Origin of the sequence: Pseudohoeflea suaedae, assembly GCF_004354915.1 — a bacterium.
GTDB classification, from domain to species: domain Bacteria; phylum Pseudomonadota; class Alphaproteobacteria; order Rhizobiales; family Rhizobiaceae; genus Pseudohoeflea; species Pseudohoeflea suaedae.
This window is the reverse complement of the sequence record NZ_SMSI01000001.1, coordinates 428970-445938: the sequence shown is the minus strand read 5'-3', so window position 1 is coordinate 445938 and position 16969 is coordinate 428970. Positions and strand designations below refer to the sequence as shown.

Genomic DNA, 16969 nt, shown 5'->3' with positions numbered 1-16969 from the left:
CCGTCATCTTCCCGCTCCATGAACAAACACGCGGAGTGCATGTCATGTCGTTCCCTGATCAGCGGCAAACCCTTCCTGCCCGCCTTCTTCATGCTTTGGCAGCATGGACAGGCCGGAGACGAAGAAATGGAAGGCTTCGCCGGACAGCGGCGGACTTGCGGGATTTCTCGGCGCATCTACGCCGCGATATCGGGCTCGACCGGTAAGGACGGACGAAACAAATGCCGGCAGGCGTCATTCTCCGGGAAAACCCGTAAGGAGAAACCGATGACCTCTCCCAGCATTGGCAACTGAATCGTCGGGCGGCTGCCGGCAAGCAAAAAACCCGCCGGATCGCTCCGGCGGGTTCTTCATTTCAGGCTCTAAAAGAGCGGAGCGGCTTAGTCGTCGCCGTTCTGCTTCTTCAGCGCGGCACCGAGAATGTCGCCGAGCGATGCGCCGGAGTCCGACGAACCGAACTGTGCGACGGCTTCCTTCTCTTCGGCGATTTCCAGCGCCTTGATCGAGAGGGTCACCTTGCGGTCACGCTTGGAGAAGTTGGTGACGCGGGCATCGACCGTCTGGCCGACCGAGAAACGCTCGGGGCGCTGCTCGTCGCGGTCACGCGACAGGTCCGAACGGCGGATGAAGGCAGCAACGTCTTCGTGGTCGACGAGCGTGACTTCGATGCCGCCATCGGTGATCGCGGACACGGTTGCCGAAACGATGGCGCCCTTGCGCAGATCGCCGGACGCAGCGGCTTCGCCGACCGAATCCTTGCCGAGCTGCTTGATGCCGAGCGAGATGCGTTCCTTCTCGACGTCGACGTCGAGAACCACGGCCTTGACCATGTCACCCTTGTTGTATTCCTCGATGACCTGTTCGCCCGGACGGTTCCAGTCGAGGTCGGAGAGGTGGACCATGCCGTCGACGTCGCCTTCGAGGCCGATGAACAGACCGAACTCGGTCTTGTTCTTGACTTCGCCTTCGACTTCGGTGCCGGTCGGGTGGCTCTGGGCGAAGAGTTCCCACGGGTTTTCGAGGGTCTGCTTGAGACCGAGCGAAATACGACGCTTGTTCGGGTCGACTTCGAGAACGACCACATCGACTTCCTGAGAGGTCGACAGGATCTTGCCCGGATGGACGTTCTTCTTGGTCCAGGACATTTCGGAGACGTGGATGAGGCCTTCGATGCCCGGCTCCAGTTCGACGAACGCGCCGTAATCCGTGATGTTGGTCACGGTACCGGTGATGCGCTTGCCGGACGGATACTTGACGCCGATGCCATCCCACGGATCGCTCTCGAGCTGCTTCATGCCGAGCGAGATACGGTGGGTTTCCTGGTTGATGCGGATGATCTGGACCTTGACGGTCTGACCGATCTGCAGGATCTCCGACGGGTGGTTGACGCGGCGCCAGGCCATGTCGGTGACGTGGAGGAGGCCGTCGATGCCGCCGAGGTCGACGAACGCACCGTAATCGGTGATGTTCTTGACGACGCCTTCAACAACCTGACCTTCTTCGAGGTTCTGCACGATTTCCGAACGCTGCTCGGCACGGCTCTCTTCGAGAACGGTGCGGCGCGAAACCACGATGTTGCCGCGACGCTTGTCCATCTTGAGGATTTCGAAGGGCTGCGGGATGTTCATCAGCGGGGAAACGTCGCGGATCGGACGGATGTCGACCTGCGAACGCGGAAGGAAGGCAACGGCGCCGTCCAGATCGACGGTGAAGCCGCCCTTGACCTGGTTGAAGATGACGCCTTCGACGCGTTCCGAAGCGTTGAACTTCTCTTCGAGACGGACCCAGCTTTCCTCGCGGCGTGCCTTTTCGCGCGACAGCACGGCTTCGCCGAGAGCGTTTTCGATGCGCTCGACGTAAACTTCGACTTCGTCGCCGACCTTCAGCGTGCCGTCCTTCGACTTGGCACCGAATTCCTTCAGCGGGACGCGACCTTCGACCTTCAGGCCGACGTCGACAATCGCCATGTCCTTTTCAATGGCGGTGATGGTGCCCTTGGCAACATAACCTTCCGCCAGATCCTGATCAGCGATGGATTCTGCGAAGAGGGAGGCAAAATCCTCCTTCTGGGAAACAGCTTGTGACATTAAATCTCCTGGAGAACCGCATTTTCGCGGTCGAGAGCGCCGGGTTGGTGTTGATCGGACCTGCAAGCTGTCGGCCCGGCCTTTTCGGCGGGCATGAGTGGCGCTGGTGACAGTCTTTGCTGGCTGAATTCCGGGTCCGGGGCCGCATGGCGAGTGCACAGGCTGCCTCGAACGCCGCTTCTATAGTCATTTCGGGCTATCAGATCAAGCCTTGGCGTCTCAGCTCGCCTTCCAGCCCTTCAAGCCTCGGCAAGGGCGGCGTCGATGATCGACCTGGCCGCCTCGAACGCCTCGTCGATCCCCTGGTCCGACGTATCGATCATATGGGCGTCGTCCGCAGGCTTGAGCGGGCTGTCGGCACGGCCCGAATCCCGCTCGTCGCGGCGGCGGATATCGGCGAGCACCTGATCGTAGTCGGCCGGCTGTCCCTGAGAGGCGATCTCGGCGGCGCGGCGACCGGCGCGCACTTCCGGCGAGGCGGTCACGTAGAGTTTCACCGTGGCGTCCGGACAGACGACGGTGCCGATATCGCGGCCATCGAGAACGGTTCCCGGCGGCGTGGCGGCAAAGCGGCGCTGTGCTTCCACCAGCGCCTTGCGCACCTGAGGCATGACGGCGACCCTGGAAGCCGCCTCCCCGATCTCGTGCGCGGACAGGACTGTCCGGTCGAGCGCGCCGAAATCGATGGAAAGCGCAGTCCGGGCGGCGCGCTCTTCATCATCGAGCGGCGTGCCCGTTTCCAGGAGTTCATGCGCCACCGCGCGATAAGTCAGGCCGGTATCGAGATGATGATAGCCGTAATGGGCGGCCAACCGCCGCGCCAATGTTCCCTTGCCCGAGGCCGCCGGCCCGTCGATGGCTATCACGTTCTTGCTCACGCCTTGTCCCGTCCCTCTTTTTTCGTGCCCTCGGTTGACGCGGTGTCAGTTCCGCCGGACTGCGACCTCGACCGCCTCGAGACCCTTGTAGGGTGCGCGCTCGAACATGCCGCGCTCGCCGAGCCAGGCCTTGAGCATCTCGAAGGAATCGACGCCCCAGAAGACCTCGGCCGGGCCGTTCTCGCGCACGACGAAGCTCGGCACGCCGAAGACGCCGGCGGCGATTGCCTGATCGGTATTGGCGCGCAGTCTTGCCTTCGCCGTGTCGTCGCCCGCCAGATCGAGCGGCGCGCCGACAGCCTCGGCGAAGGCGGCAAGTTCGGCCTCGTTGTCGGGCGCCCGACCGTCCCCGAAGACGAAATCGAAGGCGCGGCGGGTCATCCCGAGGTCGGCATCGGCGCCGGCCAGGATGCGGAGCGCGCCGAGCGGATTGAACGGATGGCGGGGCGGAAACGTCATCGAAAGCCCGGCCCGTTCACCCAGGAAGGTGGCGATACGGTAGGTATGAAGCCGCTTGGCCTCGATCTCCGCCGGTCCCTTCTGACCCCAGTGCGACAGGATCGCTCCCAGCAGCACCGGCACGGGCCGCAGCTCGACGTCCGACGGCAGTTCCCCGAGCCGCGCCAGCGCCACATGGGCGAAGGGCGAGAGAATGTCGTAGCAGAAGTCGATCTTCACGGTCATTCGTCGCGTGCCGCTATGGTGGCGCCAAGACCGGTCATGAGATCCATGAACTCGGGGAAGGAGGTGGCGATGATCGCGCTGTCATCGACGGTGACGGGATGTTCGCTCACCAGGCCCATCACCAGGAACGACATGGCGATGCGGTGATCGAGATGGGTGACGACGGCCTCGCCCTTCGCGTTGCCGAGCCCCTTTCCATCGGGGCGGCCGCGTACGGTCAGCCAGTCCTCGCCCTCCGTGCAGTCGACACCGTTGAGTTCGAGACCGCGGGCAACGGCTGCCAGCCGGTCGCTCTCCTTGACGCGCAGCTCCTCGAGGCCGTGCATCACGGTCTCGCCCTCGGCAAAGCTCGCGGCCACGGCCAGCACGGGATATTCGTCGATCATCGACGGCGCGCGATCGGGCGGAACGGTCACGCCCCTGAGCGACGAGCCGCGCACGCGAAGATCGGCGACATCCTCGCCACCTGCCAGGCGGGCGTCGAGGATCTCGATATCGCCCCCCATCTCCTGGAGCGTCTGGATCAGGCCGGTCCGCGTCGGGTTCATCAGCACATTGCGGATCAGGATCTCGGAGCCCGGCACCAGGAGCGCCGCAACGAGGGGGAAGGCGGTCGAGGACGGATCGCCGGGAACGTCGATCACCTGACCGGTCAGTTCGCCCTGGCCGATGAGACGGATGGTGCGCACCCCGTCCGCGTCCGTCTCGACTTCCAGATCGGCGCCGAAGCCCCTGAGCATCTTCTCGGTGTGGTCGCGGGTCATGACCGGTTCGATGACCGTGGTCACGCCGGGTGTATTGAGGCCCGCCAGAAGCACGGCAGACTTCACCTGCGCCGAAGCCATGGGCACGCGATAGGTGATGGGGGCGGGCGTGGCCGGACCGTGGAGGGTGACCGGAAGACGGTCGCCAGGCTCGGACTTCACCTGCACGCCCATTTCGCGCAGCGGATTAAGCACGCGACCCATCGGACGGCGCGAGAGCGAGGCGTCACCGATGAAGGTGGAATCGAAATCGTAGACACCGACCAGCCCCATCGTCAGGCGGCAGCCGGTGCCGGCATTGCCGAAATCGAGCGGCGCCTCGGGCGCCAGCAGGCAGCCGTTTCCGGTGCCGGTCACGATCCAGGTATCGCCCTCCTTGCGGACGGAGGCGCCCATGGCCTGCATCGCCTTGCCGGTGTTGATGACGTCCTCGCCTTCGAGGAGGCCGGTGATGCGCGTTTCCCCGCGTGCCAGGCCGCCGAACATGAAGGAGCGGTGGGAGATCGACTTGTCGCCCGGAATGCGGATATCGCCCTTGAGCGCGGAGCTGCGGCGGGCGGTCGCCGGGCGCAGCTTGTTCACGTGATTCATATTCAATCCCTCAGACGGCTCTGCCGATTGCGGCACGAGGAACGCCTCAAGCCCTGTCGCATGCAGGGCGGAAGTGCAAAAACCGGCGTCTGACTAGCACAGCCTCCCCGCTCCGTCATCCATCCCCGCTCAAAATCGGCGAGAGCTCGATTCGGACCGATATTAGGCTTTGACAGAGCCGTTCAAGATGATATGGGACCCCGAACCGCGAAAGACGGCCCGCCCGGCTTTCCATCCCCGCTTTCCCGCAAGGCAAGAGGTTTCAGACAGTGGCTAAACCGGAACTCGGAACCAAGCGTATCTGCCCGGAAACGGGACGCAAATTCTACGACCTGAACAAGGATCCGATCGTCTCCCCCTATACGGGCAAGGAGTACCCGCTCTCCTATTTCGATGACGGCAGCGCGCCGGAAGTGATCGAGAAGGAAGAGCCGGAACAGGTCGAGGAAGTCGATACCGAAAACGAAAACGTCGAGATTGTTTCGCTCGAGGATGCCGACGACGAAGCATCGGGCAGCGATTCGAGCGACGACGAAAACCTGCCGGACATCGATGGCGACGATGACGACGATGTCGATATCGACGACGACGATGACGACACCTTCCTCGAAGACGACGACGATGATGATGACGACATGAGCGACATCATCGGCGTTGGCGACGACGACGACGACAGCTGATCGAGGCGGATCGGCAAAACTTCGCCGCCGGTCCATTTTTCCGCTTGATCTTATCGGCGGGCGCACGTAATAAGCCGCCCGTCGGACCGATTGCCGCAAGGCGAAACGGTCATGACTTCCCGGGGATCACTTCGACGATCCACATGGTTTGGGGCCATAGCTCAGCTGGGAGAGCGCCTGCATGGCATGCAGGAGGTCAGCGGTTCGATCCCGCTTGGCTCCACCAAATTTTTCCTGACACGCATCGATAGAATTGATTGGCTCGGTCCATCCCTCTCTCGGTCGAAGCAGCCTTCGTCCGCTGTGTGTGTGCGGGGGTCGGCCTGTAGAACAAAGCGGATCTTCTCGCTTACGGTTGGAGACCCTGGCAATGGAAATGAGTGGCTTCATCGTACCGCACGATCCCGAGTGGACGGTAGCTTTTGAGCGTGAAGTTCGAGCGATCGGCCAAGAGCTCGGGACGGGGATCATTGAACTCCATCGATATGCACGGGATCGTATCCGATTTGAGTGAAGCCTCTTCCTGATGCCGACCAGTTATCAGGCGACTTTCGACTAATCCGCTATTTCACCATGCTCACCGTCGGAAAGCAGGTGGGCCGTTCGCCGCGCTTCTGCTGCCATTCGCCGATCGAACGGCGGGTCTTGTAGCCGGGCAGGCCGTCGGCGCCGCCGACGTCGTAGCCCTGGCCTTCTAGCGTCTTTTGCAGCCGCGCTATGTCGGAGCGCAGCATGGTGCCGATATCCTGCCAGCGGGTGGCGAAACTGCCCGTGCCCCAGGCTATGCGGTCGGCCAGATTGCCGATGAAGAGCGCGTAGAGATCGGAGTTGTTGTACTCCTTGATCACGTAGAAATTCGGCGTGACGATGAATTCCGGGCCGTAGATGCCGGCGGGCACCAGCACCATGCCGGCCTGGCCGCGCTCGTTGTCGGGGAACGGGCGGCCCGAGACGCGGATGATGCCCATCTTCGTCCAGTCGGCGATCTTGCGGGCCCGGTCGGGGCCTTCGAGTGCGCAGGTGACACCTTGCGGGATGACGGCCTCGAAGCCCCAGTCACGGCCGCGCTGCCAGCCCTTCTTCGACAGGTAATTGGCGATCGACGCCAGGGTGTCCGGCACCGAGTTCCAGATATCGGCACGCCCGTCGCCGTCGAAATCCACCGCATAGGCCAGATAGCTCGAGGGCAGGAATTGCGGCTGTCCCATGGCGCCGGCCCAGGAACTCTTCATCTGGCCGGGCGCAACACCGCGCTCGACGATCTCGAGAGCGGCCAGCAGTTCCTTGCGGAACAGATCCTTGCGGGTGGACATGAAGGCCTTGGTGGCCAGAACGTCGAAGATGGAATGCGGGATCCTGGCGCCGCCAAAGCCCGATTCCCGGCCCCAGATGGCGATGATGATGCCCGCGGGCACGCCCCATTTCTGTTCGATGCGCTTGAGTGCCGATGCGTGGCGGCTTGCGAGCGAGCGGCCGGTAGCGGCCAGCCCCTGAAGGCTCTTCTCGGAGAAATAGGCGCCGGGGCTGCGGAACTCGGCCTGGCTCTGCTTGCGCTCTTCGGGTTTGGGGAAACCGGGTGGCGCGAGATCGGGGAGATCCCAGTTGAGGCCAACGCCCTTCATTGCCTTGTCGAAAGACGCGCGGGACACGCCATTGGCGCGCGCCTGCGGCCAGAGATCGTTCTCGCGCCACTTGGCATAGAGCGCCTCCACCTCGCCGCGGCTTGCGGCACGGGCGGGTGTGCCTCCGGCAACGGGAAGGGCGACGACGAGAGCGATGAGAAAGGCGAGGGTCCGAATCATGCCCCCAGCATAAGCCGTGGCCCGGCCCTCCTGCCAGAGGGCCGGTCATCGGACTTTATTTGTAGAAGGAGACGATCCGGTCGCAGACGCGGTGAACCTCTTCATCCGAGAGATAGGGGTTCATCGGCAGGCTCAGGACGCGGTCGGCCAGACGCTCGCTGACAGGCAGCGAGCCCGCACCGTCGCCGTACATTTCATAGGCGGTCTGCAGGTGCATCGGTTTGGCGTAGAAGACCATCGAGACGAGGTTTTCGGCTGCCAGATGATCCTTCAGCCCGTCGCGGTCGTCGGCCTGGATGGTGTATTGCGCCCAGGCGCAGCGGGAATTGGGCACGCGCCAGGGCACCGTGACGACATCTGCGAGGCGCTCGTCATAGATCCTTGCCACGCGCTCGCGGTTTTCGAGTTCTTCTTCGAATATGCCGAGCTTGGCCGAAAGGATCGCGGCCTGAATGGAATCCAGCCGCGCGTTCATGCCGACCCGCACGACATCGTAGCGATGGGCGCCTTCGCCGTGGGCGCGTACCGAGCGGTAGATCGCCGCCAGTTCGTCGCTGTCGGTAAACACCATGCCGCCGTCACCGTAACAGCCGAGCGGCTTGGTGGGATAGAAGCTGGTGGTGGTGCAGTCGGCGAGCGAGCCGATCATCTTGTTGCCGGACTTGCCGCCGATCGACTGGGCCGCATCGGCAATGATGAAGAGATCGTGCTCGTCGGCGATCTTGCGCAGGGCCGCGTAATCGGCGGGCTGGCCGAAGAGGTCGACCGCGATGATCACACGCGGGGTCAGCCTGCCTTCCTTCTTCACCGCCTCGATGCGGGCGGACAGATCTTGCGGGTCGATGTTGAAGGATCTTTCGTCCACCTCCGTGAAGACGGGCGTGGCATTGCCCATCAGGATCGCCTCGGCAGTGGCGACATAGGTGAAGGAGGGCACGAAGACGGCATCCTTGGGAGTAAGCCCGAGGCCGAGCAGCGCCATGATGATGGCGTCAGTGCCGTTCGACACGCCGATCGAATGGCGGACGCCGAGATAGTCGCTCATTTCCTCTTCGAAGTTCTTTACCGCCGGACCGAGCACATACTGCCCGCCTTCCAGAACCTCGGAAATACCTTCGCCGATGCGGTCCTTGAGGCGCGCATATTGCGATTTCAGATCGATGTATTGAACCATAAGAACCCCATGATGCCAGCCGAGTCCCCCCGAACTCGAGGGTTTCGCTAGCACCGCGAAAGCGGCGAAAGCAAGGACTGTTTGGCGGCGCGAGAGCACGAATTGCCGCAGAGTGTTGCGGCGCGTGATGGAAAGCGGGACCCTGCCTGTGAGATCCCGCTCTCGCTGAATGACTGTCTAGAAGCTGGTGCGTGAACGAATGGCTGCGGCAAGTGTCCCTTCGTCGAGATAATCGAGCTCGCCGCCCACCGGTACGCCGTGGGCAAGCCTGGTGATCCTGACGTCGAAATCGCCGAGCTGATCAATGATGTAATGGGCCGTCGTCTGGCCTTCCACGGTGGCATTGACCGCGATCAGGAGCTCCCGCACACCGCCGGCCGACACTCGATCGACGAGCTGTGAAATGGCCAGATCCTCCGGCCCCACACCGTCGAGCGGCGAAAGCGTGCCGCCGAGCACGTGATAGGCGGCGTTCATCGCCGCCGCGCGCTCCAGCGCCCAGAGATCGGAGACGTCTTCGACGACGATGATGACACTCTGGTCGCGGGTCGGATCGGAGCAGATGGTGCAGGGATCGGAGGTGTCGGCATTGCCGCAGGTCGAGCACAGGCCGACCCGGTCGTTCGCCTCGCTCATGGCGGCGGCGAGCGGTCCGAGCAACTGCTCCTTCTTCTTGATCATGTGGAGGGCGGCGCGGCGCGCGGACCGCGGCCCCAGGCCCGGAACACGGGCGAGGAGCTGGATCAGCCGCTCGATCTCCGGACCTGTGACTTTCTTGGCCATCGGCGGAAATGCGACCTGATCAGAACGGCAGCTTCATGCCGGGCGGGATCGGCAGGCCGGCGGTCACTTCCTCGGTCTTCTTCTGGATCGCCGCATCGAGCTTGGCCTTGGCGTCGTTGTGCGCGGCCAGGATGAGGTCTTCGAGAATCTCGGCCTCGTCTTCCTTGAAGACGGACGGATCGATGGTCAGGGCGGTCATGTCGCCCTTGCCGGCCAGGGTCACCTTGACCATGCCGCCGCCGGCCACACCTTCGGCCTCCAGTTCGGCAATCTCGGCCTGCATGTTCTGCATCTTGGACTGCATGTCCTTGAGCTTGCCCATCATGCCCATGAGGTCCTTCATCGGCGTCTCCTTGTCATTGCTGTGTCAGTCTTGCTTGTAAGGAAGCCGCTACTGCGGCAGCCCGCTCAGAACGGATCGTCAAATCCCTCGTCGTCACGCGGCAGAATATCGCCATCCGCCGATTCGCTCACGCTTTCGGGTGCGAATTCCTCTTCGTCGGCGATAATGCGTACATCGGTGATCCTGGCGCCGGGAAAATGCTTGAGGATGGCGGCGACGTCCGGGTCCTGCCGCGCATCGCTGACCAGCGCCTCGCGCTTGGCATTTTCGGTTTCGGCAATCGTCGGCTGGCCGGGCTCGCGGCTCAGCGCCACCGTCCATTTCCTGCCTGTCCAGTCAGCCAGCTTCTTGATGAGTTCGCCCGGGAGCGTCGGGTTGGCGTCGTCCGTCAGGTTGATCTCGACACGGCCCGGCTCGATGCGCACCAGACGCACCATGGTGCGCAGCTGGATCTTGGCCTGGATGTCGCGATACATATCGGCGAGCGCCATCATGTCCTCGATCGAGCGGACGGGAACGGTTTCCACCTGCTCCTCGATGCGCCCGACCGTCTGCGGCTGGGGCTCGCCGGAATGCGCGAGATGCATCACCGGGCCACCGTCGCGACCGCCACCTGCCGCCATCATGCGCGGAGCCGAACCCGGATCATGCGACATGGATGCGCCCGGACCGCCGGGAGACGCCATGCCGGCGCCATTGCCATTCGGGACCGCGCCATTGCCGGGATTGGGGGCAGACGAGAACTCGCCCTTGGCGATGATCCTTGCCGCTTCCTCGGGCGAAGGCAGGCTGGCCGCATGCGCGATGCGGATGATCACCATCTCTGCGGAAGCCGACTGGCGCGCCGCCGTCTCGGTCTCCGCGATCCCCTTCAGGAGCATCTGCCAGGTGCGCGAGAGGAGCGGCGTCGAAAGACGCGCCGCAAATTCCGCACCGCTGGTGCGTTCGATCTCGGTGAGCGAACCGTCTTCCGCTGCCTCGGGCACGAATTTCAGCCGCGTCACCAGGTGGGTGAGATCGGCAAGATCGTTGAGGACGACGACGGGGTTGGCGCCCGAATCATACTGGTCGCGGTAATTGGCGAGCGCCGAAGCCACATCGCCGGCCATCAGCCGGTCGAAGAGGCCGACGATGCGCGAGCGGTCGGCCAGGCCCAGCATGGAGCGGACCGTCTCGGCATCCACCTTGCCGCCGCCATGGGCAATCGCCTGATCCATCAGGGAAAGGCCGTCGCGCACCGAGCCTTCGGCGGCACGCGCGAGCATGGCCAGCGACTCGTCGTCGATTTCGACGTTTTCCTTGCCGGCGATCGACCGGAAATGATCGACCAGCGTCGACGTCTCGATACGGCGCAGGTCGAAACGCTGGCAGCGCGAGAGAACGGTGATCGGGACCTTGCGGATTTCGGTGGTCGCGAAAATGAACTTCACATGGGACGGCGGTTCCTCGAGCGTCTTCAGCAGGCCGTTGAAGGCCTGGTTGGAGAGCATGTGGACCTCGTCGATGATGTAGACCTTGTAGCGCGCCGACACCGGGCGGTAGCGAACCTGCTCGATGATGTCGCGGATATCGTCGATACCGGTGTGGGAGGCGGCATCCATCTCGATCACGTCGACATGACGGCCGTCCATGATCGCCTGGCAGTGCTCGCCGAGCTCATTGAGATCGACCGTCGGGCGCTCGATCGTGTCGGTCTTGTAATTGAGCGCGCGGGCCAGAATGCGGGCCGTGGTGGTCTTGCCGACGCCGCGCACCCCGGTCAGCATCCAGGCCTGGGCGATGCGGCCGGTCTCGAAGGCGTTGGTGAGCGTGCGGACCATCGGCGCCTGGCCGATCAGATCGGTGAAATCGCGGGGACGGTACTTCCGGGCCAGAACGCGGTAACCGCTCTGGCTCTCTCCCGAATTGCCATGAACTGACTGGTTGGAGCCGGTCTGGTCGTCCATGCGCCCGCGTTGTCCTCGAGTTCGATCCCTAGGGTGTCGCGGCCAGCGGCTCCGTGACATCAATGCCTGACCAAGAGGCCAATGTCTGCCAAAGAGGCTGCCGCCGGTTCGGTTGGGAGGCTGGCACGGCGACCCGTGCCTGGCTCGTTAGGGCTGCTTCCTTCCGGACCTGACCCGGTTGGCGAGTGGCTCGTCCACCACCAACCTCCCGGCCCCACATATCGTCAATCGACCCGACAAATGCAAGCCAACTGCAAGAAAAAATGGTAATGCGAAATGGATAATGGAGGACGCCGCATGTCAGACTACAGGCTCGACCCGCGACTGGAGGCGGATACGCTCCATGTGAGCCGGTTGGGATTGAGCGAATTGCGATTGATGAACGATGCACGCTGGCCGTGGATCATCCTCATCCCGCAACGCCCGAACATCGTGGAACTGTTCGACCTGACCCCGCTCGACCAGACCATGCTGACCTTCGAATCCGGCCTTGCCGCCGAAGCCATGAAAAAGGCCACGGGCTGCCACAAGATCAATATCGGTGCTATTGGCAACGTGGTCTCGCAGTTCCATCTGCATATCATCGCCCGCAATCAGGGTGACGAGAACTGGCCGCGACCGGTCTGGGGCCATGGCACTGCCCGGCCATGGGAGCCCGCCGACCGCGATACATTCATCGGCGAACTCCTCGGAGCCTTCTGACCTCATGCCCTCCTCGATTTTCGACACTTCCGCGCCCCACGGCGAGGCGAGCCGCCTCGTCGCCTTTTCCGGAAATACCATCGACCGGCAATCGGAATTCCGCAGCGAAGACGAGTTGCCGCGGGCGATCGCCGAGGAAACCGCGCGCTATTTCGCCATTACCGGCGACCGGCTGATCATGCGCGTGGAAGGCAAGGAAAGCCCGATCGGCCTTCTCGAAAAGCAGCAACTGGCATCCCTTGAGCCGGAGATGGAAGAGGCGATCCTGCTCGGCCGCACCGAGGACGGGCACCCGAGGCTCGCGGTTCCCTGCGGCATTGATCCGGACCGCCTGCCCGACGACTACATGGCAATTGACGCGCGCTCCGTCTATCGTCAGATGCTGATGGACCAGCAGACCCTGGGCACCTACGCCCAGGCCAACAGCCTGGTGCAATGGGCACGCTCCAACCGTCATTGCGGGCGCTGCGGCAGCGCCATGGTGCCCGAAGCCGGCGGCTATCGCCGCAAATGCGGCGCATGCGGTCATACCGTATTCCCGCGCACCGATCCGGTCGTGATCATGATGGTGATCGACGAGACGAACCGGCGCTGCCTGATGGGCCGCAGCCCGCATTTTCCCGAGGGGATGTATTCGTGCCTGGCGGGGTTCGTCGAACCCGGCGAAACGATCGAGGACGCGGTGCGGCGCGAGACGTTCGAAGAATCGGGCATTCGCGTGGGACGGGTGCGCTACCACGCCAGCCAGCCCTGGCCGATTCCCCATTCGCTGATGATCGGCATGATCGGCGAGGCGCTTGACGACAAGATCACCTATGACAGCCGTGAACTCGAGGACTGCCGCTGGTTCTCGGTCGAGGAAACCGAGGCGATGCTCGCCAGTTCGCTGGGGGAAGCGGGCAGGACACCGCCGCCGGGCGCCATCGCGCACCGGCTAATGCGCGACTGGATCGACTGGCCGCAGGCCGGCTAGGCGACCACGTCCGCGCGTGGGCCAATGGCCGATACGCGCCGAAGTAGCCATCACATTGACAAGATTGCAGGCAGCGCCGAAGCCGGGCCATCAAAGCGCTGTCGCTTCAGCATTGTTTAACGACTGGAGCATTAGAGATTCATTATGGTCCGCGCCGATGCTCCGACCTGCCGCCCATGACGGGCACCTCCCAGAAATTTCGTTTTGCCGGGTTCACGACCCGCATTGCCCATTCGCGAGGCCCCATGCCCAAGTCTGCAAAGAGGTCGGTTGCGACCAAACTCATCCTTGTCACCGGATTGACGATCACGCTTCTGCTGGTCGTTTCGAACGTTTTCATGATCTTCCAGACGACCGACCGGGTGCGCGGGCTGGTGATCGAGCAGGCGCAATCGGAAGCCCGTGCGATCTCGCAGGACATCGCTGCACAGGTGGGCGAATTGTCGAGTGCCGCGCGCACCATGGCCGGCGTCATCGAGCACACCCATGCGTCGGGCTTCCTGCAGCGCGAAGGCACGATCGACATTCTGAGAGCCAATCTCGAGCAGAATCCTTTCGCGTTCGGCAGCTGGATGGCCGAAGCGCCCCGCGCCTTCGACGGTCGCCAGGAAGAGACGGCAGGAAACAAGGCGCTCGGGTCCAACGAAGAGGGCTTCTTCTCGCCCTACTGGTCGAAGGACCGCAACGGCGCCATCCAGTTCGGCACCTTCAAGATGGATTACGAGGCCGAGTGGTTCACCCTCGCCGCGTCGAGCCGCGCAGGAGCGATCACCAAGCCCTATGTCGCAGAGGGGACGGACGTCCCCACCGTCATGAGCTCGATCGTCTATCCCATCGAGTCCGGCGGCAAGCTCATCGGCGTTTCGGGCGTCGACATCTCGCTGGCATCGCTGTCCGAAAAGCTGACCGCCATCCGCCCCTTCGAGACAGGCCGCGTGATGCTGGTGTCCCAGGATTCCAAATGGCTCGTCGGTCCCGACACGTCCTTCATGATGAAACCCTATGAAGCGGGTCAGACCGATCCGGTGATCCGGGCACTGTCTGACGGCACCGCAGGCGAGGCCGGCGATATCGAGAATGCGCAGGGCGAGGCGGTCGATCGCATCGTCTATCCGTTCGACCTTCCGGGGGTCAATGCACGCTGGGTCGTTCTCGTCGACGTGCCCGAAAGCGCAATCAGCGCGCAGGTCAACGCGCAGACCAAACTGATGATCGCAGGCGGGCTGGCGGTGCTGCTCGCCGCGCTCGCCGTTCTCTATCTGGCAAGCCGTCGGCTGCTGCAGCGTCCGCTGGGGGCGATGCTCGAATCCGTCGACAATCTCGGTCTCGGCGACTACGAAACTCCGGTCTCGGGCCAGAACCGCAATGACGAGATCGGCGCACTGGCCGTCGCGCTCGAGGGTTTCCGCCACAAGCTGGCGGATGGTGTCCGTCTCGAGCGCGTGGCCGAAGACCAGCGCCAGCTCACCGAAGAAGAACGGAGAAAGGCGGAGACTGAACGCGCGAGCTCGCTGGCCGTTCAGCAGCGTGTCGTGGCAAGTCTGGCCGAGGGATTGGCCGAGCTTTCGCACGGCAATCTGACCTATCGCCTCTCGGGCGACTTCCCCGGCGAATACGGCAAGCTGAAAAACGACTTCAACTCGGCGATCGCAAGCCTCGAGGAAACCATCGTCACGCTCTCGACTTCCGCCGATATGATCGGAACCGGAAGTAACGAAATTTCCGACAGCGCGTCGGATCTTTCGCAGAGGACCGAGCGTCAGGCTGCAAGCCTCGAGGAGACCGCCGCAGCTCTCGACGAGCTGACCTCGCAGATCAACGCGAGCGCCGAAAACGCCCGCCAGGCCGCCCGGTCGGTGAGCACCGCCGACGCCGATACCGCCCAGTCCGGAGACATCGTCCGCAAGGCGATCACCGCAATGACCGGGATCGAACAGTCCTCCCAGGAGGTCAACCGGATCATCGGCGTCATCGACGAAATCGCCTTCCAGACCAATCTTCTGGCCTTGAACGCCGGCGTTGAAGCCGCCCGGGCGGGTGAAGCCGGGAAGGGTTTCGCGGTGGTCGCCCAGGAAGTCCGCGAACTGGCCCAGCGCTCGGCCACGGCGGCCAAGGAGATCAAGCAGCTGATCAACACCTCGACCACCCAGGTGATCGAAGGCGTGGATCTCGTCGGCCAGACCGGAAGCGCTCTGGAAAGCATCGCGGCGCAGGTCCGGCAGATCAATGTCACGATCCAGGAAATCTCCAGTTCCGCCGCCGAACAGGCGGTCGGCCTGAAGGAGATCAATGCCGCGGTCAACGAGATGGACCACGTCACCCAGCAGAATGCGGCCATGGTCGAACAAGCCACCGCGGCAAGCCAGTCGTTGAGCAACGAGGCCCGCAGCCTTCTCGCGCTGGTATCCAGGTTCACGACGAGCGGTCAGTCGGCCTCGCCGGAAGCCGAGCCGGTGCGCCGGACTGCCGAACCGGCCCGCGCGCCGCAGCCCGCCGTTTCCACGGCTCCATCGCGGGTTCCGCAGGTTTCCGGCAACACCGCTCTCGCTACTGCAGGCTGGGAAGAGTTCTAAAACCCCGGGACCTGTTCGCCTGAAAGAGAATGGCGCGCCTGAGGCGCGCCATTTTCGTTTCGTCACACGGAGTCGGACCGCAGGCCTGCTCGTGCCCGTTTATTCCTGGAGCTCCCCTTCGGACTGGGTGACGCGGAAAGGGTGGGCCGGATAGGTCCCCAGAATAGTGATCTCGCGGGAGAAGAAGCCGAGTTCTTCCAGGGCGCGCGCCACGTGAGGCTCTTCCGGGTGTCCGGTGATATCGGCGTAGAACTGGGTGGCGAAGAACTTTCCGCCGGTCTGGTAGCTCTCCAGTTTCGTCATGTTCACGCCGTTCGTCGCAAAACCGCCCATCGCCTTGTAGAGCGCCGCCGGCAGGTTGCGGACGCGGAAGATGAAAGTGGTCACCACCATGTCGCCGTTCCTTGGCACGGGCGGCATTTTCGGCTCGCGTGCCAGCACCACGAAACGGGTCACATTGGTCTCGGTGTCCTCGACGTTTTCCGCCAGGATTTCGAGGTTGTAGAGCGAACTCGCAAGCCGCGGCGCAAGTGCTGCCATGCTGCGATCGCCCGTTTCGGACACGAGCTTCGCAGCTCCCGCCGTGTCGCCGGCCACCACCGGCTTCCAGCCGTTGGAGCGGATCACCTTGCGGCACTGGCCGAGGGCATGGATGTGGCTGTGAACGGTCTTGATTTCCTCCCGCCTGACGCCCGGAAGCACCATCAGCTGGAAATGGATCGGCATGAAATATTCGCCGACGATGTGCAGGCGCGATTCCGGCAGCAGGTGGTGGATGTCGGCAACACGTCCCGCGATCGTGTTTTCGATCGGGATCATGGCCAGATCGGTCTCGCCCTGTTCCAGCGCCGTGAAAGCATCCTCGAAGGTCGCGCACGGCAGCGGCTCCATGTCGGGAAACATGTCACGGCAGGCCATGTCGGAATTGGCGCCGAATTCGCCCTGAAACGCGATGCGATTGGTCTTCGTGGTCATAGGTTCAGTCCCGG

At 63.4% G+C, this 16969-nt stretch carries 14 protein-coding genes, 1 tRNA gene and 1 other RNA gene; 5 read left to right on the top strand and 11 right to left on the bottom strand.

Annotated elements, in window-relative coordinates; all coding sequences use genetic code 11:
* Positions 1-380 precede the first annotated feature (380 nt).
* The 4 genes from rpsA to aroA all read right to left on the bottom strand — a co-directional run bounded on the left by rpsA (position 381) and on the right by aroA (position 5004).
* A complete protein-coding gene (rpsA, locus tag E2A64_RS02110; RefSeq protein WP_133282788.1) occupies positions 381-2087 on the bottom strand; it encodes a 30S ribosomal protein S1 in 1707 nt (568 codons plus the stop codon).
* Positions 2088-2326: 239 nt separating this feature from the next.
* Positions 2327-2965, bottom strand: a complete 639-nt coding sequence (cmk, locus tag E2A64_RS02105; protein ID WP_133282787.1) for a (d)CMP kinase — start codon at positions 2963-2965, stop codon at positions 2327-2329.
* A gap of 45 nt (positions 2966-3010) precedes the next feature.
* Positions 3011-3649 (bottom strand): 2-hydroxychromene-2-carboxylate isomerase, encoded by a 639-nt coding sequence (locus E2A64_RS02100; RefSeq protein WP_133282786.1) that lies wholly within the window; start codon positions 3647-3649, stop codon positions 3011-3013.
* The gene (aroA, locus tag E2A64_RS02095) at positions 3646-5004 is read right to left on the bottom strand and encodes a 3-phosphoshikimate 1-carboxyvinyltransferase (RefSeq protein WP_133282785.1); all 1359 of its coding nucleotides are present in this window, start codon (positions 5002-5004) and stop codon (positions 3646-3648) included. Before aroA ends, E2A64_RS02100 begins: the two co-directional genes overlap by 4 nt.
* Before the next feature lie 269 nt (positions 5005-5273).
* Here aroA and E2A64_RS02090 point away from each other — a divergent pair, with 269 nt between their 5' ends.
* On the top strand, positions 5274-5684 hold the full coding sequence (locus E2A64_RS02090; protein WP_133282784.1) for a TIGR02300 family protein: 411 nt from the start codon (positions 5274-5276) through the stop codon (positions 5682-5684).
* Between the two features lie 150 nt (positions 5685-5834).
* Positions 5835-5910 (top strand) — tRNA-Ala (locus E2A64_RS02085).
* Positions 5911-6247: 337 nt separating this feature from the next.
* On the opposite strand, the gene E2A64_RS02080 is transcribed toward E2A64_RS02085, so the two are convergent.
* From E2A64_RS02080 to ffs, 6 genes are all read right to left on the bottom strand, one after another.
* Positions 6248-7486 (bottom strand): lytic murein transglycosylase, encoded by a 1239-nt coding sequence (locus tag E2A64_RS02080; protein ID WP_133282783.1) that lies wholly within the window; start codon positions 7484-7486, stop codon positions 6248-6250.
* 55 nt (positions 7487-7541) lie between these two features.
* Positions 7542-8660: a DegT/DnrJ/EryC1/StrS family aminotransferase gene (locus tag E2A64_RS02075; protein WP_133282782.1), complete on the bottom strand. Its 1119-nt coding sequence runs from the start codon at positions 8658-8660 to the stop codon at positions 7542-7544.
* Positions 8661-8837: 177 nt separating this feature from the next.
* Positions 8838-9443, bottom strand: a complete 606-nt coding sequence (gene recR / locus E2A64_RS02070) for a recombination mediator RecR (protein WP_133282781.1) — start codon at positions 9441-9443, stop codon at positions 8838-8840.
* 19 nt (positions 9444-9462) lie between these two features.
* The gene (locus E2A64_RS02065) at positions 9463-9786 is read right to left on the bottom strand and encodes a YbaB/EbfC family nucleoid-associated protein (protein ID WP_133282780.1); all 324 of its coding nucleotides are present in this window, start codon (positions 9784-9786) and stop codon (positions 9463-9465) included.
* 65 nt (positions 9787-9851) lie between these two features.
* Complete coding sequence (locus tag E2A64_RS02060; RefSeq protein WP_133282779.1) at positions 9852-11732, bottom strand: DNA polymerase III subunit gamma/tau; 1881 nt, start codon at positions 11730-11732, stop codon at positions 9852-9854.
* A 112-nt stretch (positions 11733-11844) separates the two neighbouring features.
* An RNA gene (ffs, locus tag E2A64_RS02055) (signal recognition particle sRNA small type) lies at positions 11845-11941 on the bottom strand.
* 88 nt (positions 11942-12029) lie between these two features.
* Here ffs and E2A64_RS02050 point away from each other — a divergent pair.
* From E2A64_RS02050 to E2A64_RS02040, 3 genes are all read left to right on the top strand, one after another.
* On the top strand, positions 12030-12434 hold the full coding sequence (locus tag E2A64_RS02050) for an HIT domain-containing protein (RefSeq protein ID WP_133282778.1): 405 nt from the start codon (positions 12030-12032) through the stop codon (positions 12432-12434).
* Between the two features lie 4 nt (positions 12435-12438).
* Complete coding sequence (nudC, locus tag E2A64_RS02045) at positions 12439-13407, top strand: NAD(+) diphosphatase (protein WP_133282777.1); 969 nt, start codon at positions 12439-12441, stop codon at positions 13405-13407.
* 245 nt (positions 13408-13652) lie between these two features.
* On the top strand, positions 13653-15980 hold the full coding sequence (locus E2A64_RS02040) for a methyl-accepting chemotaxis protein (protein ID WP_133282776.1): 2328 nt from the start codon (positions 13653-13655) through the stop codon (positions 15978-15980).
* Between the two features lie 99 nt (positions 15981-16079).
* Here E2A64_RS02040 and E2A64_RS02035 read toward each other — a convergent pair whose 3' ends face one another.
* Positions 16080-16955, bottom strand: a complete 876-nt coding sequence (locus E2A64_RS02035) for a prephenate dehydratase (RefSeq protein ID WP_133282775.1) — start codon at positions 16953-16955, stop codon at positions 16080-16082.
* Between the last annotated feature and the right edge of the window lie 14 nt (positions 16956-16969).

Coding starts and splice junctions, on each gene's coding strand:
- rpsA (WP_133282788.1), bottom strand. CDS start 2,087: ATGTCACAAGCTGTTTCCCAGAAGGAGGATTTTGCCTCCCTCTTCGCA.
- E2A64_RS02100 (WP_133282786.1), bottom strand. CDS start 3,649: ATGACCGTGAAGATCGACTTCTGCTACGACATTCTCTCGCCCTTCGCC.
- aroA (WP_133282785.1), bottom strand. CDS start 5,004: ATGAATCACGTGAACAAGCTGCGCCCGGCGACCGCCCGCCGCAGCTCC.
- E2A64_RS02080 (WP_133282783.1), bottom strand. CDS start 7,486: ATGATTCGGACCCTCGCCTTTCTCATCGCTCTCGTCGTCGCCCTTCCC.
- E2A64_RS02075 (WP_133282782.1), bottom strand. CDS start 8,660: ATGGTTCAATACATCGATCTGAAATCGCAATATGCGCGCCTCAAGGAC.
- recR (WP_133282781.1), bottom strand. CDS start 9,443: ATGGCCAAGAAAGTCACAGGTCCGGAGATCGAGCGGCTGATCCAGCTC.
- E2A64_RS02065 (WP_133282780.1), bottom strand. CDS start 9,786: ATGAAGGACCTCATGGGCATGATGGGCAAGCTCAAGGACATGCAGTCC.
- E2A64_RS02060 (WP_133282779.1), bottom strand. CDS start 11,732: ATGGACGACCAGACCGGCTCCAACCAGTCAGTTCATGGCAATTCGGGA.
- E2A64_RS02050 (WP_133282778.1), top strand. CDS start 12,030: ATGTCAGACTACAGGCTCGACCCGCGACTGGAGGCGGATACGCTCCAT.
- nudC (WP_133282777.1), top strand. CDS start 12,439: ATGCCCTCCTCGATTTTCGACACTTCCGCGCCCCACGGCGAGGCGAGC.
- E2A64_RS02040 (WP_133282776.1), top strand. CDS start 13,653: ATGCCCAAGTCTGCAAAGAGGTCGGTTGCGACCAAACTCATCCTTGTC.
- E2A64_RS02035 (WP_133282775.1), bottom strand. CDS start 16,955: ATGACCACGAAGACCAATCGCATCGCGTTTCAGGGCGAATTCGGCGCC.